The 20,709-nt window shown below is 70.2% G+C and carries 18 protein-coding genes and 1 riboswitch; of the genes, 9 read left to right on the forward strand and 9 right to left on the reverse strand.

The window, feature by feature from the left end:
- The first annotated feature begins 19 nt into the window (after positions 1 to 19).
- The gene (locus tag DT073_RS06525; protein ID WP_124292658.1) at positions 20 to 781 is read left to right on the forward strand and encodes an enoyl-CoA hydratase/isomerase family protein; all 762 of its coding nucleotides are present in this window, start codon (positions 20 to 22) and stop codon (positions 779 to 781) included.
- Between the two features lie 29 nt (positions 782 to 810).
- Here DT073_RS06525 and DT073_RS06530 read toward each other — a convergent pair whose 3' ends face one another.
- Positions 811 to 1,518: an IclR family transcriptional regulator gene (locus tag DT073_RS06530; RefSeq protein WP_124292659.1), complete on the reverse strand. Its 708-nt coding sequence runs from the start codon at positions 1,516 to 1,518 to the stop codon at positions 811 to 813.
- Positions 1,519 to 1,672: 154 nt separating this feature from the next.
- Here DT073_RS06530 and DT073_RS06535 point away from each other — a divergent pair, with 154 nt between their 5' ends.
- From DT073_RS06535 to DT073_RS06545, 3 genes are all read left to right on the forward strand, one after another.
- Positions 1,673 to 3,616, forward strand: coding sequence for an FAD-dependent monooxygenase (locus tag DT073_RS06535; RefSeq protein ID WP_124292660.1), 1,944 nt, complete (start codon positions 1,673 to 1,675; stop codon positions 3,614 to 3,616).
- A 117-nt stretch (positions 3,617 to 3,733) separates the two neighbouring features.
- Positions 3,734 to 5,206 (forward strand): NAD-dependent succinate-semialdehyde dehydrogenase, encoded by a 1,473-nt coding sequence (locus tag DT073_RS06540; protein WP_124292661.1) that lies wholly within the window; start codon positions 3,734 to 3,736, stop codon positions 5,204 to 5,206.
- A 67-nt stretch (positions 5,207 to 5,273) separates the two neighbouring features.
- Positions 5,274 to 6,329, forward strand: coding sequence for a winged helix DNA-binding domain-containing protein (locus DT073_RS06545; protein WP_240638792.1), 1,056 nt, complete (start codon positions 5,274 to 5,276; stop codon positions 6,327 to 6,329).
- 12 nt (positions 6,330 to 6,341) lie between these two features.
- Here DT073_RS06545 and DT073_RS06550 read toward each other — a convergent pair whose 3' ends face one another.
- Entirely contained in the window at positions 6,342 to 7,805 is a 1,464-nt protein-coding gene (locus DT073_RS06550) for an XRE family transcriptional regulator (RefSeq protein WP_124292663.1), read from the reverse strand.
- 116 nt (positions 7,806 to 7,921) lie between these two features.
- Here DT073_RS06550 and DT073_RS06555 point away from each other — a divergent pair, with 116 nt between their 5' ends.
- On the forward strand, positions 7,922 to 9,799 hold the full coding sequence (locus tag DT073_RS06555) for a phosphoenolpyruvate carboxykinase (GTP) (RefSeq protein ID WP_124292664.1): 1,878 nt from the start codon (positions 7,922 to 7,924) through the stop codon (positions 9,797 to 9,799).
- A gap of 7 nt (positions 9,800 to 9,806) precedes the next feature.
- Here the strand turns inward: DT073_RS06555 and DT073_RS06560 are convergent, their stop codons facing one another.
- On the reverse strand, positions 9,807 to 11,753 hold the full coding sequence (locus tag DT073_RS06560; protein WP_124292665.1) for an ABC transporter ATP-binding protein: 1,947 nt from the start codon (positions 11,751 to 11,753) through the stop codon (positions 9,807 to 9,809).
- A 187-nt stretch (positions 11,754 to 11,940) separates the two neighbouring features.
- Here DT073_RS06560 and DT073_RS06565 point away from each other — a divergent pair, with 187 nt between their 5' ends.
- Genes DT073_RS06565 through DT073_RS06580 form a run of 4 tightly spaced genes read left to right on the forward strand, consistent with a single transcriptional unit; the run spans position 11,941 to position 15,074 of the window.
- A complete protein-coding gene (locus DT073_RS06565) occupies positions 11,941 to 12,882 on the forward strand; it encodes an ABC transporter ATP-binding protein (protein WP_124292666.1) in 942 nt (313 codons plus the stop codon).
- Positions 12,879 to 13,757 (forward strand): ABC transporter permease, encoded by an 879-nt coding sequence (locus DT073_RS06570; protein ID WP_124292667.1) that lies wholly within the window; start codon positions 12,879 to 12,881, stop codon positions 13,755 to 13,757. Before DT073_RS06565 ends, DT073_RS06570 begins: the two co-directional genes overlap by 4 nt.
- The gene (locus DT073_RS06575; protein ID WP_124292668.1) at positions 13,754 to 14,581 is read left to right on the forward strand and encodes an ABC transporter permease; all 828 of its coding nucleotides are present in this window, start codon (positions 13,754 to 13,756) and stop codon (positions 14,579 to 14,581) included. The genes DT073_RS06570 and DT073_RS06575 overlap by 4 nt, the downstream gene beginning before the upstream one ends.
- Before the next feature lie 37 nt (positions 14,582 to 14,618).
- The gene (locus DT073_RS06580; RefSeq protein WP_124292669.1) at positions 14,619 to 15,074 is read left to right on the forward strand and encodes a LysE family translocator; all 456 of its coding nucleotides are present in this window, start codon (positions 14,619 to 14,621) and stop codon (positions 15,072 to 15,074) included.
- A 3-nt stretch (positions 15,075 to 15,077) separates the two neighbouring features.
- Here the strand turns inward: DT073_RS06580 and DT073_RS06585 are convergent, their stop codons facing one another.
- The 6 genes from DT073_RS06585 to ribD form a co-directional block, all read right to left on the reverse strand.
- Positions 15,078 to 16,565 carry an MFS transporter gene (locus DT073_RS06585; RefSeq protein WP_124292670.1) on the reverse strand — a complete coding sequence of 496 codons (1,488 nt, stop codon included), beginning with the start codon at positions 16,563 to 16,565 and terminating at the stop codon, positions 15,078 to 15,080.
- A 4-nt stretch (positions 16,566 to 16,569) separates the two neighbouring features.
- A complete protein-coding gene (locus tag DT073_RS06590; protein ID WP_124292671.1) occupies positions 16,570 to 16,920 on the reverse strand; it encodes a Fe-S protein in 351 nt (116 codons plus the stop codon).
- 109 nt (positions 16,921 to 17,029) lie between these two features.
- Positions 17,030 to 17,506 carry a 6,7-dimethyl-8-ribityllumazine synthase gene (gene ribH / locus DT073_RS06595; protein ID WP_124292672.1) on the reverse strand — a complete coding sequence of 159 codons (477 nt, stop codon included), beginning with the start codon at positions 17,504 to 17,506 and terminating at the stop codon, positions 17,030 to 17,032.
- On the reverse strand, positions 17,503 to 18,777 hold the full coding sequence (ribA, locus tag DT073_RS06600) for a GTP cyclohydrolase II (protein ID WP_124292673.1): 1,275 nt from the start codon (positions 18,775 to 18,777) through the stop codon (positions 17,503 to 17,505). Before ribA ends, ribH begins: the two co-directional genes overlap by 4 nt.
- Positions 18,774 to 19,418 carry a riboflavin synthase gene (locus DT073_RS06605; protein WP_124292674.1) on the reverse strand — a complete coding sequence of 215 codons (645 nt, stop codon included), beginning with the start codon at positions 19,416 to 19,418 and terminating at the stop codon, positions 18,774 to 18,776. The genes ribA and DT073_RS06605 overlap by 4 nt, the downstream gene beginning before the upstream one ends.
- Entirely contained in the window at positions 19,418 to 20,464 is a 1,047-nt protein-coding gene (ribD, locus tag DT073_RS06610; RefSeq protein WP_124292675.1) for a bifunctional diaminohydroxyphosphoribosylaminopyrimidine deaminase/5-amino-6-(5-phosphoribosylamino)uracil reductase RibD, read from the reverse strand. The genes DT073_RS06605 and ribD overlap by 1 nt, the downstream gene beginning before the upstream one ends.
- A gap of 69 nt (positions 20,465 to 20,533) precedes the next feature.
- A riboswitch (FMN riboswitch) is annotated at positions 20,534 to 20,693 on the reverse strand.
- Between the last annotated feature and the right edge of the window lie 16 nt (positions 20,694 to 20,709).

Raw genomic sequence — 20,709 nt, forward strand, 5'->3', positions numbered from 1 at the left:
GGTGTGGTACGGATGAGAGGTGATCACCCTCACCCTCGACGACGGCGTCGCGGAGATCGTCCTCGACGCTCCCGAACGACGAAACGCCCTCACCCTGGACGATCTGACGAACCTGGATGCCGCCTACCGACGCGCCGCCGACGCGGGCGCCCGCGCACTGGTGCTGCGCGGCGAGGGCCGCGTGTTCTGCGCGGGCCGCGACATCTCCGGCGTCGACCCCGAGACCGACGACGTCACCGGCTACCTCGGAGCCGTCGAGCGGCTGATGCGACGGATGGCGGGGCATCCCGCCCCCACGTTCGCTGCCGTGCAGGGCGCGGCGCTCGGCGTCGGGCTCGGCCTCGTGATCGCCACCGACGTCGTCTACGTCGGCGAGGCGGCCAAGGTCGGCTCGCCGTTCGCCCAGCTCGGGGCTCTGCTGGACTCCGGCGGTCACGCGTTGCTGTTCGATCGGCTCGGCGCTCATCGCGCGCTCGACCTCATCTACACCGGCGACCTGCTCGGCGGCACCGAGGCCGTCGCAGCGGGACTGTTCAGCCGCGCCGTCCCCGACGCCGACCTGCTGTCGTTCACCCGTGAGAAGGCCCGGGCCGCGGCATCCGGTCCGACGCAGGCGTTCCTGAGGTCCAAGCGCCTCATCGGCTCGCTCCGCGACGAGCGGCTGTGGGCGGTGGTCGCCGCCGAGACGGCCGGTCAGGAGGCGCTGCGCGCCACCGACGACTACCGCGAGGGCTTCGCCGCGTTCCAGCAGAAGCGGCGTCCCACCTTCCGCGGCGCCTGATCTGCCTTCCGCAGCCCCCGACCACAGCCTCAGCCGCCGAGGGCGTCGCGGATGGCCTCGGCGGAGCGGGCCAGGCGCGCCGCGATGACCAAGGGCTCTGTTCCGCCGGCGACGTGAACCACGGCGATCGTCGCGGGCGGTCGGGACCGCAGCGTCAGCGGCACGGCGACGGCATGCACGCTCGGCAGCACCTCGTCGTGGCTCGTGGCGAAGCCGCGCGCAGCAGCCTCCCGTATCTCGGCGGCCACCGGGGCGGGCACGCTCGGCCAGGCACGTTCGGGGAGTTGCGCGAGAATCGCCTTGCCCGGCGCGCCGACGCCGACCGGATGCCGGGTGCCCGGCCGCTGCGCGACGGCGGCGACGGAGTGGCGGGGTTCGACGCTGACGAGCGTGACGCACTCCTCATGGTCGAGGACGGCGAGGAAGCATGTCATCCCGAGGTCGTTCGCGACCCCCGTGAGTTCGGGGAGAGCCTCGGCCTGCAGATCGTGGGCGACACCGGCGGCGAGGGCCGCCATCCGCGCACCCAGCGTCAGTCGCCCGCTGCGCTCGCGCACGACGAGTCCGTGCTGCTCGAGCGTGCGTACGAGGCGGTACGCGACCGATCGGTGCACCTCGAGTCGTTCGGCGACCTCGTCGATCGTCAGGGGCGCCCGGGCATCGGCGAGCGTCTCGAGGACCCGGATGCCACGGCTGAGCGTCTGCGATGCGGGTGCGCTCGGCGCGGCATCCGTCACGACTGCCCCCCTCCCGGACCGGTCCTTGCCGCATCCTCGACTCGTCGTATACGATCCGTTCAATAGTAGAACGGCGTGTTCGAATATAGAACATACCGACTCTTCTCAACAGCGCACCGCCGCGCCGCCCGGACATCGGCGTCAAGGAGAATCCATGCAGTTCCATCACCACGGCTACGTCTCGGGCGATCCCCGCGTCCAGCCCGCCGCCGGCACCGGGATCGACCGGCCCGACGATCTCCCCGACGTCGTCGACGTGCTGATCGTCGGCTCGGGGCCCGCGGGCATGCTCCTGGCCGCGCAGATGTCGCAGTTCCCGACTCTCACGACCCGACTCATCGAGCGCCGCGACGGGCGCCTGCCGCTCGGTCAGGCAGACGGCATCCAACCGCGGAGCGTCGAGACCTTCCAGGCCTTCGGGTTCGCCGAGCGCATCATCGCCGAGGCCTACAACATCGGCTGGATGAACTTCTGGGGCCCCGACCCGACCGACCCGTCACGAATCACCCGCACCGCGCGTACCGAGGACTACGGCTACAAGATCAGCGAATTCCCGCACCTCATCGTCAACCAGGCGCGGGTGCTCGACTACTTCGCCGAGGCCGCGGCGCTCGGCCCCGCCCGCATCGCGCCCGACTACGGCGTGGAGTTCCTCGGCCTCACCGTTCGCGATGCCGACATCGACCCCGGCGCCGACACCGACCACCCCGTGGAGGTGCGCGTGCGTCACGTCGCCGGCCCCCGTGCGGGGGAGGAGCGCGCCATCCGAGCGCGCTACGTCGTCGGATGCGACGGTGCGCGCAGCCGCGTCCGCGAGGCGATCGGGCGCACCCACGTCGGCAGCACCGCCCAGCACGCCTGGGGTGTCATGGACGTGCTCGTCGACACCGACTTCCCCGACTGGCGCATCAAATGCGCGATCGCGGCGGAGGCGGGAAACATCCTTCACATTCCGCGCGAGGGCGGCTACCTCAGCCGCATGTACATCGACCTCGGAGAGGTCGCCGCAGATGACAACCACCGCGTCCGCCAGACCCCGATCGAGGAGATCATCCGGCGCGCCAATGCGATCCTCCACCCCTACACGATCGAGGTGAAGCAGGTCGCCTGGCACAGTGTCTACGAGGTCGGCCACCGGGTCACCGACGGCTTCGACGACGTCGCTGCCGACGACGACCGCGATCCGCGCGTCTTCCTCACCGGCGACGCCTGCCACACCCACAGTGCCAAGGCCGGGCAGGGGATGAACGTCTCCATGCAGGACGGGTTCAACCTGGGCTGGAAACTCGGTCACGTGCTCTCCGGCCTCGCTCCGGCATCCCTCCTCCGTACCTACGACGCCGAGCGCAAGCCCGTGGCCCAGCAGCTCATCGACTTCGACCGGGAGTGGTCGTCGCTCATGGCTCGCAAACCCGCCGAGATCTCCGACCCCCAGGAGCTCGCGACCTACTACCTGGGCACCGCCGAGTTCCCGTCGGGGTTCATGACTCGCTACGCGCCGTCTTCGATCGTGGCGGATGGCGCGCACCAGCCGCTGGCGGAGGGCTTCCCCGTGGGCATGCGATTCAAGAGCTCCGAGGTGGTGAGGGTGGTCGACGGCAACGCCGTCCACCTCGGTCACCACGCCAAGGCCGACGGGCGCTGGCGCATCTACGCCTTCGCCGATCGCCCGGCCGCCGGCGAGTCCTCGGCGCTCGCAGACTGGGCGGAGCGGGTGGACGCCCCCGACGGACCCGTGCGCCGGCTGACGCCCGAGGGTGCCGACCTCGACACCGTCTTCGACGTGAAGGTGATCTACCAGCAGGCGTTCGACGACGTCGAGCTCGCCGCGGTGCCCCAGATCTTCCGGCCCCGCTCCGGCCCGCTGGGCCTCGTCGACGGCGAGAAGGTGTTCGCGGCGGCACCGAGCGCCTGGACCCGCACCGACATCTTCGACGAGCGTGGCCTCTCGCGCGATGGCGTCGTCGTGGTGGTGCGTCCCGACCAGTACGTCGCCGCCGTCCTGCCGCTCCGGGCGGCCGCTGAGCTCGATGCCTTCCTCTCGGGCGCCTTCCTGCCGCAGCGCGAGGTCGCTGGGGCCGGTGCGTCGGCGCACTGAGACAGCCGCCCGCCCCGGCGCACACCGCGTTTGCGCCGACTGTACGCCGTGTATATCGAAGCCTGCGCCGACAGCCGGGCACAATGACCACGACCGCCCCCGATCCCGAGGAGTCCCATGACCGCCGATCGTGAAGCCGCCCTGCTCGCCGAGGTCCCCGATGGACTGTTCATCGGAGGGTCCTGGCGGCACGCTTCGGAGGGCCGGACGCTCCGCGTCTTCGATCCCGCCACCGGCCACGCGGTCAAGACGATCGCCGACGCCTCGGTCGACGACGGCAAAGCGGCACTGGATGCCGCTGTCGCGGCGTTCCCGGAGTGGTCGCGCACCCCGGCGCGCGAGCGCGCCGAACTGCTGCGTCGCACCTTCGACCTCGTCCAGGAACGCAAGGAGGACCTCGCGCTCCTGATGACGATCGAGATGGGCAAGCCCCTCGCCGAGGCGCGCGGCGAGGTCGTGTACGGCGGGGAGTTCATCCGCTGGTTCAGCGAGGAGGCCGCGCACGTGCAGGGTCGTTACGGCGCGAACCCCGAGGGCACCGGGCGCATGATCGTCTCGCAGCACCCGGTGGGTCCCTGCTACCTCATCACCCCGTGGAACTTCCCCCTCGCGATGGCCACCCGCAAGATCGCCCCGGCGCTCGCCGCCGGCTGCACCGTGGTCATCAAGCCCGCCGAGCTCACGCCGCTGACGACGCTGTTCTTCGTCAAACTGCTCGAGGAGGCCGGGCTCCCGGCGGGTGTCGTGAACGTCCTCACCACGTCGAGCTCGGGGAAGGTCTCCGAGCCGATCATCCGCGACCCCCGCCTGCGCAAGCTCTCCTTCACCGGTTCGACGCCGGTGGGGCAGCGGCTGCTCGAGCAGGCCGCAGAGGGCGTGCTCCGCACCTCGATGGAGCTCGGCGGCAATGCGCCCTTCGTCGTCTTCGACGACGCCGACCTCGACAAGGCGGTCGACGGCGCGATGGCGGCGAAGTTCCGCAACATCGGTCAGGCGTGCACCGCGGCGAACCGGTTCATCGTGCACCGCTCCGTCGCCGACGAGTTCGCCCGTCGCGTCACCGCGCGCGTGCAGGGCTTCCGCATCGGTCGCGGCACGGAAGAGGGCGTCACCATCGGCCCGCTCATCGACGATCGCGCGGTGGCCAAGGCCACGGCCCTGGTCGACGACGCCGTGAGCCGCGGTGCGGAGCTGCGCACCGGCGGCAAGGCCGTCGACGGCCCGGGAACGTTCTACGAGCCGACGGTGGTCTCGGATGTGCGGCCGGGAAGCGACATCCTCCGCGAGGAGATCTTCGGGCCGGTGCTCGCCATCATCCCGTTCGACGACGAGGACGATGCCGTCCGCATCGCCAACGACACCGAGTACGGCCTGGTCTCGTACGTCTACACCGAGAACCTCGCTCGCGGGCAGCGCATGATCGAGCGGCTCGAGACCGGCATGATGGGCCTGAACATGGGGGTCGTCTCCAACGCCGCCGCCCCGTTCGGCGGGTGGAAGTTCTCGGGCCTCGGCCGCGAGGGCGGCGCCGAGGGCATCCACGAGTACCTGCAGACGAAGTACACGCTCACCCCGAACCCGTTCGCCTGAGCGCGGCGGCGCGCCTCGGAAGGGGCGGCGACCGGGTGTCGGGGGCGCGGGGCAGGATGACCGAGTGATGACGTCACCGCTGCTCGCACGCCGCCTGCGCTCGCACCGTCTGAGCGCGCCCGCCGCGACGCTGGAGGCCGCCGCGCGGTCGCTGCTCGCGGTCCAGGCGCAGGATTTCGTGGGCGGCCGGTGGGCGCTCGCGACGCGCACGCGTGGTGCTCCCTCGCTCTCCGCCGTCGACGCGCTCTTCGACGGCGGCCGGCTGGTGCGCTCGTGGACGATGCGCGGAACGCTCCACATCGTCTCCGCAGCCGACCTCCGATGGATCCTGGAGGCGACTCGGGCGAGGCAGGAGCGCCGTGCCGCCCCTGTGCTCCGGCGCGAGGGGGTCGACGGCGCCGTGCTGGTGCGCGCCGAGCAGGCCGCGCGCCGAGCGCTCGACGACGACGGGCGGATGACCCGCGCCGACCTCTTCGCCGCGTGGGATGCCGCGGGCATTCCCACCGCGGGACAGCGCGGCTATCACCTGCTCTCCGCGCTCGCCGTTGCGGGTGTGCTGTGCCTGGGGCCCGTCCAGGAGCGGCCGAGCCGTGCGGCACGGGAGCAGACCGTCATCCTCGTCGATGACCTGAGGACGGATGCCGCGGCGCCGGCCGATCCTCTCGTCGAGCTGATCGTCGGCTACATCCGCGGCCACGGGCCGGCTTCCGCACGCGATGCGGCGTGGTGGTCGGGTCTGCCGCTCACGGCCGTCCGCGCGGCGCTCGCCGATGCCGGTGATCGCGTCACGGTCTGGCGCGAGGGCGCCGAGCCGCTGTACGTCGACGCCGCCGCGGCGCCCCGCGCGACGGCGTACGACGACGCACTGGCGCTGCCGCCCTTCGACGAGTACTACCTCTCCTACGACGACCGCTCGACCACGTGCGCGCCGCAGCATCTCGACCGGGTGGGGCCGTCGAAGAACGGCATGGTCCGCGCCGTGCTGATCGCCGACGGCCGGGTGGCGGGCACCTGGACGCCTGCCAGAGGTGCGGCCGGCATCGACCTGTTCGACGCCGACAGCGTCTCGGTCGCCGACGCGCGCGCGGCGGTCGCCCGGTTCACCGCGTTCCGCGCGGGATGACCCGCAGGCGGACTACTCCGCCGGGGAGTGCCGCTCGAGGAAGGCGTACACCTCGGTGTCGTCGACTCCCGGGAACGCGCCGCGGGGGAGAGGGGAGAACATGTGCTGGTGCACCCGCGCGCTCGGCCAGGCCTTGCCGCTCCAGCGCGAGGCGACGTCGGCGGGGGGACGGCGGCAGCACGACTCGTCAGGGCAGGTGGAGGTGGCCCGCGTGGCCGTCTCGCGACCGCGGAACCACTTGGCGTCGTCGAAGGGCACGCCGACCGTGATCGAGAACTCCCCGTCGCTGGTCACGCCCGTCTGCGTCGAGCACCAGAAGGTGCCCGCCGGGGTATCGGTGTACTGGTAGTGCTCCGTGGTGCGGTTCTGCTCTTCGAACGCCGAGCGCGCCGACCACTGGCGGCACACGATCTGTCCCTCGACCGACCCCGTGACATCCATCGGCACCGGGAGGTCGTCGTTCTCGTACACGCGGGAGATCCCGCCGTTGCCGTCGACCCGCAGGAAGTGCAGTCGGATGCCGAGATGGTGGGTGAGGAGGTTCGTCAGGCGCATCGCCGCGGCTTCGTGGGTCACCCCGAACGCATCGCGGAAGTCTTCGACGGCGAGGTTGCGGTCCTTCTTCGCCTGCTGGAGGAAGGACACGGCGGCGGTTTCGGGCATGAGACAGCACGCGGCGTAGTAGTTGATCTCCAGACGCTGCTGCAGGAAGTCGGCGTAGTCGGTGGGCCGCTCGTGCCCCAGCAGACGGTGCGCCATCGCCTGCAGAGCCATGGAGCGCAGGCCGTGCCCGCCGGGGATCGACGCGGGAGGCAGGTAGATGCGTCCGTGCTCGAGGTCGGTGACCGAGCGCGCCGAGTGCGGCAGATCGTTGACGTAGATCAGCTCGAAGCCGAGCTGCTCGGCCATGATGCTCACGGTTCGGTGGGTGAGGGCGCCGGAGACGTGGCCGGCGGCCCTCAGCTGCTTCTCGGCGAGACGTTCGATGTCCGGGAGGTAGTTGTCGGCGTCGCGCATCCGTACCCGCAGCTCGGTGTTGGCCCGGCGGGCCTCCTCCGGCGTGGCGATCGCCTCGCGCTCGCGACGCTGCAGTTCGCGATGCAGCGCCAGGATCGATTCGAGCGTCTCATCGGTCATCGACTTCGACACCTTGATGGGGGCGACCCCCAGCTGGCGGAAGACGGGACTCGTCTGCGCGCGCGCGAGCTCGATCTCCAGCGCCGCGCGTCGATTGGGCGGCTCGGTGGAGAGGAGGTCGGTGACCTCGACGCCGGTGGCCCCGGCGATCGCCTGCAGCAGCGACAGCTTCGGCTCCCGCTTGCCGTTCTCGATGAGGCTCAGTTGGCTGCCGGCGACGCCGACCTGCTCTCCGAGCTCGTCGAGCGTGAAACCGCGGGAGAGCCGGTGGTGACGGATCCGGTGGCCCAGCGTCGTGAGGTGCAGCGGTGCCGTCGAGGTCGCGGTGGGAAGCGCCATGATTTGAGGATAGCGAAAGAATCAGTATTTTTGCGCGGTAGCTGCCCTTAAACACGGTGTCGCAACCCGAGATAGTGGAGGAACACCAGGTTTCATGCCGAGCTGAGGGAGCTTCCATGGCTATCGCCGATATCTTCTCGCGTACCGCGTCCGCCGCGATGGACGCCGGAGACTCCCGTGCGTACGGCGCCCGCCCCACGATCATCGGCGGCGGGATGGCCGAGTTGGAGGCGTGGGTGGAGGAGATCGCCACTCTCACCCAGCCCGATCGCATCCACTGGGTCGACGGGTCGCGCGGCGAGAACGACGCGCTGCTGCGCCAGATGGTCGACGAGGGGAAGCTGATCAAGCTCAACCCCGAGTGGCGCCCGGGTTCCTACCTCGCCCGCTCCCACCCGAGCGACGTCGCGCGCACCGAGGCGCGCACCTTCATCGCCTCGGAGCTCGAAGAAGACGCCGGCCCCACGAACAATTGGGCCCCTCCTGCCGAGATCCGCGCGACGATCACGCCGCTGTTCGAGGGATCGATGCGCGGTCGCACGATGTACGTCGTGCCCTTCTCGATGGGCCCGGTCGGCGGTCCGCTGTCGCACATCGGCGTGCAAGTGACCGACAGCGCGTACGCCGTGGCATCCATCGGGATCATGACCCGCGTGGGCACGCAGGTGCTGCGGGAGATCGCTGCCGGGAAGCCCTGGGTGAAGACCGTGCACTCGGTCGGTGCTCCTCTGCGCCCCGGCGAGCCCGATGTGGCGTGGCCGTGCAACGACGAGAAGTACATCGTGCACTTCCCCGACACCCTCGAGGTCTGGTCGTTCGGCTCGGGGTACGGCGGCAATGCGATCCTGGCCAAGAAGTGCTTCGCGCTGCGGATCGCCTCGGTGATCGGCCGAGACGAGGGCTGGCTCGCCGAGCACATGCTGCTCATCCGCGTGATCGACCCGGCCGGTCGCGCCTACCACGTCGCCGCGGCGTTCCCCTCGGCCTGCGGCAAGACGAACCTGGCCATGCTGCGCCCCACCATTCCCGGATGGCGCGTGGAGACCCTCGGCGACGACATCGCCTGGCTCCGTCCGGGCGAGGACGGACGCCTCTGGGCGATCAACCCCGAGGCGGGCTTCTTCGGGGTGGCGCCCGGCACCGGCGAATCGACCAACGTGACCGCGGTCGAGACCCTGTGGGGCAACACCATCTTCACCAACGTCGCGCTCCGCCCCGACGGCGATGTCTGGTGGGAGGGTTTGACCGACACCCCGCCCGCTGAGCTCACCGACTGGGAGGGCAACCCCTGGACGCCCGAGAGCGGTCGACCCGCCGCCCACCCCAATTCGCGCTTCACCGTCGGTGCCGCCCAGTGCCCCCAGATCGCCGAGGACTGGGATGCCCCGCAGGGAGTGCCGCTGGATGCGATCCTCTTCGGCGGCCGCCGGGCGACGAACGTCCCGCTCGTCGTCGAAGCGACCGACTGGACCCACGGCGTGTTCATGGGCGCGACGATCTCGTCGGAGCGCACCGCCGCCGCCGAGGGCACCGTCGGCGAGCTCCGCCGCGACCCGTTCGCCATGCTGCCGTTCTGCGGGTACAACATGGCCGACTATTTCGGGCACTGGCTGAAGGTCGGTCAGAAGCTCCGCTTCGACCGCGCTCCCCGCATCTTCCAGGTCAACTGGTTCCGGAAGGGCCCCGACGGACGCTTCCTGTGGCCCGGCTTCGGCGACAACGCCCGGGTCATCGACTGGATCATCCGCCGAATCGAGGGCGAGGTCCCCGCGGTCGACAGCCCGGTCGGGCGCCTGCCGCGCACCGAAGACCTCGATGTCGACGGCATCGACGTCTCGGCCGACGACCTCGAGCGCCTCTTCGCCATCGACCCGCAGTCGTGGCTCCAGGAAGCCGATCTCACCGACGAGTTCTTCCGCACCTTCGAGGGACGGATTCCCGCGGCGCTGTACGCCGAGCTCGCGGCGCTGCGCTACCGCCTCCAGCGGGCCTGACGCCGCGTCACACCAGGAGCTGGTGGCGGGCGAGGTCGCGGTACAGCGGCGTCGTCTCCACCAGCTCCCCGTGTGTGCCCTGGCCGACCACGCGGCCGTGGTCGAGAACCACGATGAGGTCGCTGTCGACCACCGTCGACAGCCGGTGCGCGATGACGATCAGCGTGCGTCCGGCCGCCACGGCGTCGATCGCGTCGCGCATCCGCTGCTCGTTCAGGCCGTCGAGCGACGAGGTCGATTCGTCCAGCAGCAGGATGGGCGGCGCCGCCAGCAACGCCCGCGCGATCGCGAGGCGCTGACGCTCACCCCCCGAGAGCATGACGCCACTCTCGCCGACCGGTGCCTCCAGGCCGAGGGGGCTGCGCTCCAGCACCTCGCCGAGGTTGACCGCGCGGAGCACCCGCTCGCATTCGGCGTCCGAGGCCTCCGGCGCCGCCAGTCGCAGGTTCTCGGCGATCGTGCCGGCGAGGGTCGGAGCATCCTGCTCGACGTAGCCGAGCTGTGAGCGCAGTGCCGCCCGGTCGATCGTGCGGACGTCCGCGCCGTCGAGGAGGATCGCGCCGCCGGTGGGATCGTAGAACCGCTCGATGAGGGCGAGCGTCGTGCTCTTTCCGGCGCCCGACGGGCCGACGAGGGCCACGCGCGCTCCGCGCGGGACGCGGAACGAGACGCCCCGCAGCACCTCGCCGTCGGGCGTCGCCTCCTGTGAGGGCGGTGATGCCCCCGCATCCGATCCCTCGTCCCGGCGCACCACGTCGATCGTCGTGGTGTCGACATGGGCCGATTCGAGCAGCGCCTTGGCCTCCTTCTCGGCCGTGCGCCGCGCGGCGATGACGTTCTCGGGATATGAGAACCGCACGTCGACGAATTCGATGGCGGCCGGCGCGGTCGTATCGACCGCCGGGGCGGCGGGCACGGCCGCGGCGGTGCGGGCGTCGTCGGCGTCCTCGGTCGGGAGATCGAGCACTTCCTGGATGCGGCCGAGGGCACCCAGTGCCTGGTTCACCGACGTGATCGCGCCGAAGAACGTGCCGAGGGGCCCGATGAGGAGGAAAAGGAAGATGACGAAGGTCACCAGGCTCGCGATCTCGATCGCTCCGGATGCGACGCGGAAGCCCCCGAAGCCGAGGACGACCAGCAGCGAGACCTGCAGGGCGATGCCGGCGACGGGAACGACGAGCGCCGACACCTTCGCGATGCGGACTCCGACGTGGTAGACGTCGGTGGCCATGGCGCTGATCGCCGCGGTCTCGCGCTCGGTCGCCCCGGCCGCGCGGACGGTGCGGATCGATCCGATGGCGCGCTCCACCCCCGAAGCCAGCTCGCCCACCTTCTCCTGCTGCACCTGGGTGGCCCGGCGGATCCGGCCGCTGAGAAGGACCACGCCCACCACCGACACACCCAGGACCAGAACGATCGCCCCGAGCAGCACCGGATCGATGATGGCCATGCCGATGATGGCGCCGATGAAGATGAGCGAGTTGCCCACGGCGTCGGCGAGGCCCTGGGTGAGGACGGCGTAGAGGAGGGTGGTGTCGGTGCCGACGCGCGACACCAGATCGCCGGTGCGGCGGGAGTCGAACTCGCTGATCGGCAGGTGGAGGATGCGCGAGATGAGCTTCCGGCGGCTGGAGTACACCACCGCGGTTCCGGTGCGCTGCAGTAGGTAATGCTGGTATCCGCCGATCAGCGACGCGGCGACGACGAGGGCGACGATGCCCCACACCAGCAGGCCGAGGGTCTCGCCCGCCTGCACGCGCTCGATCACCTGGCCGACGAGCACGGGCTGGCCGAGCGTGGCGACCGCCCCGATGATGCTGAGGACCGCCACCACCACGAGCACGCCCTTGTGCTCGAGGAGGAAGGGGATCAGCTGCTTCAGGCTCGCGCGGGGGCCGTCCTGGGAGGCTGCGCGACGGCCGCGGCGACGGGACGGGCGGGTGGTGTCAGACATGGGGATGCTCCGGGGGCTAGGGCTCAGCTACGACCGTACTTCTTGTGAGCTGCCTGTTTGCCCACCCGGCCCTCTCGCCCCGTCCGTCCCCGCCTCTCTCTTCGGTCGTCGCAGATGTACATCGAAGGGCGCTCGCGGCGTACATATTCGACGAACGAGGGTCGGAAGGCGCGGGTAGGGTGGTCCGGTGCCTGAGCCCGTGATCCGCGCCGAGAACCTTGTGAAGACGTATTCGTCGAAGGGGAAGCCCGATTTCGTCGCGGTCGACGGGCTGTCGTTCGAGGTCGCACCGGGGGAATCGTTCGGGCTGCTCGGCCCGAACGGGGCGGGCAAGTCGACGACGATGAAGATGGTCGGTGCGGTGTCGACGCGCACCCGCGGTGAGCTCAGCATCCTGGGGCTCGACCCCGATCGCTTCGGTCCCGAGATCCGCTCGCGCCTCGGCGTCGTCCCGCAGCAGGACAACCTCGATGGGGAGCTGAACGCCCGCGAGAACCTCTACATCTACGGCCGCTACTTCGGCCTGCCGGGCAAGGTCTGCCACGAGAAGGCCGATGAGCTGCTGGCCTTCGCCCAGCTCGAAGACAAGGCCAAGAGCAAGGTCGAGCAGCTCTCGGGCGGTATGAAGCGGCGCCTCACGATCGCGCGCGGGCTCATCAACGACCCCCGGATCCTCCTCCTGGACGAGCCGACCACGGGCCTGGACCCGCAGGCTCGTCACGTGCTGTGGGACCGGCTGTTCCGTCTCAAGGAGCGCGGCACGACGCTGGTTCTCACCACCCACTACATGGACGAGGCCGAGCAGCTGTGCGACCGGCTCATCGTGGTCGACAAGGGGCGCATCATGGCCGAGGGGACTCCGGCCTCGCTCATCCGCGAGCACTCCAGCCGCGAAGTCCTCGAGGTGCGCTTCGGCTCCGACCGCAACGAGCAGGTCGCCCCGCAGCTGCAGGGTCTCGGCGACAGCGTCGAGGTGCTCCCCGACCGCATCCTCATCTACACCGACAACGGTGAACGCGCGCTCGAACGCGTCACCCAGCTCGGGTTCGAGCCGATCACCTCGCTGGTGCGCCGCTCCAGCCTCGAAGACGTCTTCCTTCGCCTGACCGGAAGGTCGCTGATCGAATGAGCGCAGATGCGAGGAGCGGTCCGACGACCGCGAAGACCGAGCAGCCGAGCCTGGATGAGCTGCGCGCCGAGGCGATGGCGTGGGGACGCAAGCCCCGCGCGTACGGATCGTGGTACGTCACCGAGCACATGGTGCGCGCGATGCGCGCCTACGGTTGGACGATCGTCGTCGGCGCGCTCGGGCAGCCGGTCGTGTACCTGCTGGGGCTGGGGCTGGGGCTCGCAGCGCTGATAGATCAGGATGTCGTCGACGGTGGCGTCTCGGTCCCGTACGTCGTCTTCGTCGCCCCCGCTCTCCTCATGACCGCCACGATCGCGGTGGCGAGCGAGGAATTCACCTATCCGGTGATGGCCGGCTTCAAGTGGCGGCGATACTTCTACGGTTTCAACGCCTCGGCGCTGTCGTCGCCGCAGATCGCCCACGGCGTCATCCTCGGCGCCACGGCTCGCATGATCGTGGTCGCCGTGGCCTACTACCTGTTCCTCGTCCTCTTCCAAGCGATCCCGAACCCCGAGACCGGGTGGATCTCGATCTTCATCTCGATCCTCGCCGGGCTGGCGTTCGGCGTCCCGATCATGGCCTACGCCGGGCGCATCGAAGAGGACAAAGGGCAGTTCGCCCTCGTGCAGCGGTTCATCTTCATGCCGATGTTCCTGTTCTCGGGCACGTTCTATCCGCTGTCCGAACTGGGCGCGCTGCAGGTGATCGGCTGGATCTCCCCGTTGTGGCACGCCACCGAGCTCGGGCGCCTGGTCACGTACGGCCGACCCGAGAGTCTGCTCATGATCGGCGTGCACGTCCTGTATCTCCTCGCGCTCACCGTCGGCGCCGCGTTCCTCGCGCGCCGGATCTTCGTGCGGAGGCTCGCGAAATGACCGCCACCGTCGTCGCTCGCCAGACCCGCGCCGGGGGAGTCCGTGCCCTCTGGGCCGGCAATCCACAGGCGGTCGTGCAGCGCGGACTCATCGCGGCCCGCTCGTCGAACTGGATCGTCGTGCTGTCGGGCTTCTTCGAGCCGGTCTTCTATCTGCTGTCGATGGGTGTCGGCCTGGGCGCGCTCATCGGAGACGTCACGACCGCCTCCGGCCTCGACGTCTCTTACGCCGCCTTCATCGCGCCCGCGCTCCTGGCGGTCTCGGCCATGAACGGCGCGGTCTACGACTCCACCTGGAACGTCTTCTTCAAGCTCAACTACGGCAAGCTCTACGAGGGGATGCTCTCGACCTCGCTCGGTCCGCTCGATGTGGCGCTGGGCGAGATCCTTTATGCGCTGCTGCGGGGGCTGGTCTACGCCACCGGGTTCATGGTGATCATGCAGGTCGCCGGCCTGAACCTGTCGTGGACGGCGATCCTGGCCCTCCCGGCGGTGCTCCTCATCGCGTTCGGCTTCGCCAGCCTCGGGATGGCGATCACGAGCTACATGAAGGCGTTCCAGCACATGGACTGGATCAACTTCGTCATGCTGCCGATGTTCCTCTTCTCCGCGACGTTCTACCCGCTGAGTGTGTACGACGGGCAGCCGTGGATCATCGCCATCATCCAGGCGCTTCCGCTCTGGCACGGCGTGGAGCTCATCCGCGGCCTCACCCTCGGCGACCTGAATGCGGGCATGCTCTGGCACGTGCTCTACTTCGCGGTGATGATCACCGTCGGGCTCATCTTCACCACGAAGCGGCTGCGCGCGCTCTTCCTCGACTGACCGGGCGCGCAATACACTCGGCTCCACGTCGCCCGGGGTGGGCCTGGGGGCATTGCTCCTCGCGAGCGAGACGGCGTTCACCATCGTCAAGTGGGTGGGAGTGGCCTACCTGGCCTTCCTGGGTATCCGGATGCTGCTGGCCCGCGGTGCGCTGCTGCACGGCGCCCCGACAGCCGACCCGCGCGGCTCGCGCCGCGCGCTTTTTCTCCGCAGCTTCCTGGTCGCGGTGACCAATCCCAAGGGGTATCTCTTCGTCGGAGCACTGCTGCCGCAGTTCATCGACCCCGCCGCCTCGCCGCTGCCGCAGTATCTCCTCATCGGCGTCGTCTTCTGCGCACTCGACTTCGCGATCATGCTCGGCTACGCCGTTCTGGGCTCCGGCGTCATCCGCCTTCTCAAGCGCCGCGGCGCGGTGTGGATCGAGCGAGTGTCGGGCGCGGTGCTGCTCGGGCTCGCGGCGTGGCTCGCCACCTCGCGCCGCGCGCCGGCGTGAGCGTCAGAGCGACCCGGTCGCGCCGACCCCCAGGTCCTCGTCGTAGTCGACGTTCTTCGTCTCGGGCGCGAGCGCGAGGGCGATGAAGGTCAGCACACCCATCGCCGACAGGTAGACGCCGACGAGCCACGGGTTTCCGTCGCCGAGCTGCCACAGCGCCACCGCGATGATCGGGGCGACGGCGGCGCCGAGGATCGACGAGACGTTGTAGGCGATGGCCGAACCCGAGTAGCGCACGTTCGTCGGGAAAAGCTCGGGAAGGACCGCTCCCATCGGCCCGAAACTCCACCCCATGAGCATGAACCCGAAGATCAGGAAGGCCTGGGTCAGCGCCCCGGTGAACTTCGGGTCCGCCGAGGGCAGCAGGAAGATCGAGAACGACAGCCCGAACACGATGATGAGCCCGGTGACCCACATCAGCAGCGTGCGCCGTCCGATCGCGTCGGCGATCGGTCCCGACAGCAGCGTGAAGATGCCGAAGAAGACCACGCCGATGATCTGCATGATCACGAAGTCGGTGTAGCCGAAACCGAGCCCCGGGTAGAACTGCGCGGCGAACGCGGCCTCGTCGAAGGCTCGGCCCGACGACTCCGCCGCAGCCCGGGCGGCGGCGCTCGCGACCTCGAGGTCGGCGGGCTTCGTGCCGTACGACAGGGTGAACTGCGTCATCAGATAGAACAGCACGTAGGTGGCGAGCATGATGAACGTGCCGAGGACCGCCTGGCGCCAGTGCCGGCGCAGCACGGTGCCGACGGGGAAGCGGCGGATGACGCCCCTCTGCTCCGCCTTGACGAAGGTGCTCGATTCCACCAGCCGCAGGCGCACCCACAGGCCGATGATCACCATCACCGCCGAGAACAGGAACGGCACGCGCCATCCCCACGCCAGGAAGGCGTCCGAGCGCAGCGCCGGATCCTCGGGGTGGGGGAGGAGGAAGTAGATCGTCAGGAACACCGAGTTGGCGATGATGAACCCGAGCGGCGCGCCCAGCTGCGGGAACGTGCCGTACCAGGCGCGCTTCCCCTTCGGCGCGTTCTCGGTCGCCACGAGTGCTGCGCCCGACCACTCGCCGCCGAGGGCGAAGCCCTGGGCGAGACGGAGGATCAGCAGCAGGAGGGCCGCCCACAGGCCGATGTCGTTGAAGGTGGGCAGGCACCCGATGAGGAACGTCGCGATCCCCATCGTGAGGAGGGATGCCACGAGCGTGGCCTTGCGGCCGAAGCGGTCGCCGAAATGCCCGAAGATGACCGCGCCGAGCGGCCGGGCGACCATCGCCGCACCGAAGACGCCGAAGGAGGCCAGGAGCGAGGTGGTGTCGTTGCCCGTGGGGAAGAACAGCAGCGGGAAGACGAGCACCGAGGCGGTGGCGTAGACGTAGAAGTCGTAGAACTCGATCGTCGTGCCGACCAGGCTCGCCGTGATGACACGGGAGCGCGGGTTGGCGGGAACGGCGGACGACGAAGCGGCGGTGGAATCGGTCGCCTGTGTCATCGATTCACCACAGCACGGCGATGGCGGCGTTGGCGAAGGTGAGCACGCCGATCGACCAGAAGAGCGCCGGCGGCGTGGCATCCGTCTTGCGCTGACGGGCACGCGCGATGCCGAGCACGGCACCGATGGCAAGGAGGATCACGAGCTTCACACCGATCTTGGCGTAGTTGAGCTCGGTGCCCGCCGGCCACGGAGCTGCCAGGATCAGGCCTGCCGCGCCGGCGATGAGCAGTCCCCAGTTCATCAGGGAGGTCGCCTGGCGGCGGCGCGAGACGGCCTCGACGACCCAGGCGCCGAAGATCACGGCGAATCCGACGAGGTGGACGAGCACGACGAGGTGGCGCAGGAATTCCATAGCTCAGAGGGTAGGGTGCGCACCGGCGCCTCGCCAGGAAGGCGCGCCTCAACCGTCCCCCGCTTCGCTCCGTCTCCCCCCTCTCGCGGGAATGGGAGGGGAAGGGGGATCAGCCGCGCAGGGCGCGGAGGACGAGCGCGGTGCGCAGGGCCGCGTCGGCTGCCTCGGCCCCCTTGTCCTCCTTCGATCCCTCCAGGCCGGCACGGTCGAGGCCCTGCTGCTCGTCGTCGAGGGTGAGCACGCCGAATCCGACGGGCTTGCCCGTGTCCAGCGCCACCCGCGTGAGACCGTCGGTCGCGGCGGCCGAGACGTACTCGAAGTGCGGGGTGCCACCGCGGATGATCACCCCGAGAGCGACCACGGCGTCGGCTCCGGCCTCGAGCGCCGCTTTCGCGGCGACCGGCAGCTCGAACGATCCCGGCACGCGCACCAGGCGGTAATCGGCGCCGGCGGCGTCGAGCACGCGCTCGGCACCGGCGATCAAGCCGTCGCTGATGGTCGCGTGCCACGTGCCGGCGACGACCACGATCTGCAGGCCGGCGCCGTCGATCTCGTCGACCGCGATCGGTGCTCCCTTGCCGCTCACGCGACCCCCTCCTTCATGTGGGCGATGGCATCGGCCAGATCGCCCTCGTCGATGATGTGCCCCATGCGGTCACGCTTCGTGGCCAGGTACTGGTGGTTGTTCGGGCCGACACCGACGAGGAGCGGCACCTGCTCGACGATGTCCAGACCGAACCCGCGCAGCTGCGCGACCTTGTCGGTGTTGTTGGTCAGCAGCCGCACCTTCTCGATGCCGAGGTCGGCGAGGATCCCCGCGGCGGCGGCGTAGTCGCGGGCATCGGCGGGCAGGCCGAGGGCGAGATTCGCGTCGACGGTGTCGAGCCCTCGTTCCTGCAGGCTGTACGCGCGGAGCTTGTTGATGAGCCCGATTCCGCGCCCCTCGTGGCCGCGCATGTAGATGACCACGCCGCCGTCCCGTTCGATGGCGTCCAGCGCCGCATCCAGCTGCGGACCGCACTCGCACTTCAGCGAGCCGAAGGCCTCGCCCGTGAGGCACTCCGAGTGCACCCGCACGAGCGGAGCGGTATCGGTGAGCTCGCCCGAGATGACCGCGAGGTGGTCGGTGCCGGTGACCCGGTCCTTGTAGGCGCGGAAGCGGAACTCGCCGTGCGAGGTCGGGACCTTCGCCTCGGCGCGCAGGCTCACGCGGCGCCGCTGGGTAGCGTGCGCCGAGACGTCGACGGGGTCGACCTCGTCGAGGTGGGCGATGAGCTGCTCGATGGTGATGAGCGGGATACCGTCGCGGGCGGCGAGGTCGACGAGTCCCGGCATCCGCATCATGGATCCGTCCTCGGCGACGACCTCGGCGATCGCGCCGACCGGCGGGAGGCCGGCGAGCTTCATCAGCTCCACGGCGGCCTCGGTGTGCCCGGCGCGCTCGCGCACGCCCCCGTCGACCGCGCGCAGCGGCAGGATGTGTCCGGGGCGGATGACCGAGCTCGGTGTCGACTCGACGTCGGCGAGCACGTTCAGGGTGTGCGCCCGGTCGCTCGCGCTGATGCCGGTGGACACCCGGTCGGCGGCGTCGACACTCACGGTGTAGGCGGTGCCGCGGGCGTCCTCGTTCACCTCGACCATCGGCGGGAGGTCGAGCCGATCGGCCCAGTCGGCGGGCATCGGCGCGCAGACGAAGCCGCTCGACCAGCGCACCGTCCAGGCGACCCATTCGGGGGTCGCCAGCTGCGCCGACAGGATGATGTCGCCCTCGTTCTCGCGGTTCTCATCGTCGACGACGATGACGGGCTTGCCCGCGCGCAGGGCGTCGAGGGCGTCGGAGAGGGGGGAAAGGCTCATCGGGAGCCTCCTTCTTTCGGGACGGCGGGCGCCGTCGGAGGGAATGCGAGAAGGCGCTGCACGTGCCGCGCCAGAATGTCGGTCTCGAGGTTGACGGCATCGCCGGCCGCACGGGTGCCGAGGGTGGTGGCTTCGAGCGTCTCGGGGATGAGCGACACCTCGAACCACGGCTCGGCCGCCTCGGGCGCGCTCACGGCGCTGACGGTGAGCGAGACCCCGTCGACCGCGATCGAGCCCTTGTCGACGACGAGAGGCGCGAGGTGTGCGGGGAGGGCGATGCGCACGACCCGCCATTCGGCGCCCGGGCGCACCTCGACGACGGTGCCGGTGCCGTCGATGTGACCCTGCACGATGTGGCCGCCGAGGCGTCCTTGAGCGGCGGTCGCGCGCTCGAGGTTCACGGCGCGCCCGGCGGCGACGCCGGCGAGGGTCGACATGTCGAGGGTCTGACGCATCACATCGGCGGTGAACCAGTCCTCGCCGCGGTCGACGACGGTCAGGCACACGCCGCTGACGGCGATCGAGTCGCCGTGGCCGGCGTCCGACACCGCTTTGGGGGCGCGCACCGTCAGTCTCAGCCCGTCGCCGGACGGGGCGACGGCGGTGACGGCGCCGATCTCTTCGATGATTCCGGTGAACATCAGCTGTCCTTCACATTCGCGGGGGAGGGGGCCGTCGCGGGGCGCGCGACGAGCAGGATGTCTTCGCCGAGACGCTCGACGGAGGAGAGGGTGAGGCGCACGGCATCGCCGATCGTCTCGACGCCGATGTCGTCGAGCGCCAGACGCGGACCGCCGAGCAGGGCGGGTGCGATGTAGGCGAGCACCTCGTCCACCAGTCCCGCGCGCACGAACGCCGAGGCGAGAGTCGGACCGCCCTCGACGAACACGCGTTGCACGCCCTCGCGGCGGAGGTCATCCAGGACCCGGGTGAGGTCGCGGGAGGAGAGGAACAGCGGTTCCCGAGGATGCCGCCGGACGGCCGCGCCGGACGGGGTCTGCCGCTCGCCGATCACCACGGGGCGCGGCTGGTGGGCGAGAAGCGCCCCGTCGGCATCGCGCGCGGTCAACGACGGATCATCCGCGAGCACGGTGCCGGTCCCGACGATGATCGCATCGGCCATCGCCCGGCGCCGGTGGACGTCCTCCCGTGCGGCCGGGCCGGTGATCCACTGGCTGGTGCCGTCGGATGCCGCGGCGCGGCCGTCGAGGGACTGCGCCCACTTCACGGTGACGTGCGGGCGGCCGAGGCGCTGCACGGTCAGCCAGGCCGAGAGGAGCGCGCGGCCCTCGTCGCCGAGCACATCGGCTTCGACCTCCACGCCTGCCGCGCGCAGCGTGTCGGCGCCGCCGGCGGAGACGACGCCGGGATCGTCGACGGCGTAGAGGACGCGCGAGATCCCGGCGGCCAACAGCGCCTGGCTGCACGGCCCGGTGCGTCCGGTGTGATTGCACGGCTCGAGGGTCACCACGGCCGTGGCGCCCTCCGCCTCGCCGGGGGAGAGGTGGGACAGCGCATCGACCTCGGCATGGGGAGTGCCTGCGCCGCGATGCCACCCCTCGGCCAGGATGCGGCCGTCGGGCGCGAGGATGACCGCTCCCACCTGCGGGTTGACCCCCGCGGGGCCGTTCAGCGCCAGCGCGAGAGCGCGACGCATCGCGTCACGCTCGACGTCTCGCACCGTCATCCGTCTTCCCTCGTCATCCCATCGACCCTTACGGGCACCGGGGCACGGGAAGGACAGGCGCAGGCGCCTGACGTGCTTCTCCCATCCGGACTCGCGAGGACCTTCCCTCGCATCACCGTCGGTTCCGGAATTCCACCGGATCAGGTCGGGCGACACCCTTTCGGATGCGACGCCGTCGCTCGCGGACTCTGACCGCCGGTTCGGATTCTCACCGACCCCGGAGCACGTTGCTGCTCTCGAGTGTA

Source organism: Microbacterium sp. ABRD28, assembly GCF_003850245.1.
Lineage (GTDB): Bacteria > Actinomycetota > Actinomycetes > Actinomycetales > Microbacteriaceae > Microbacterium.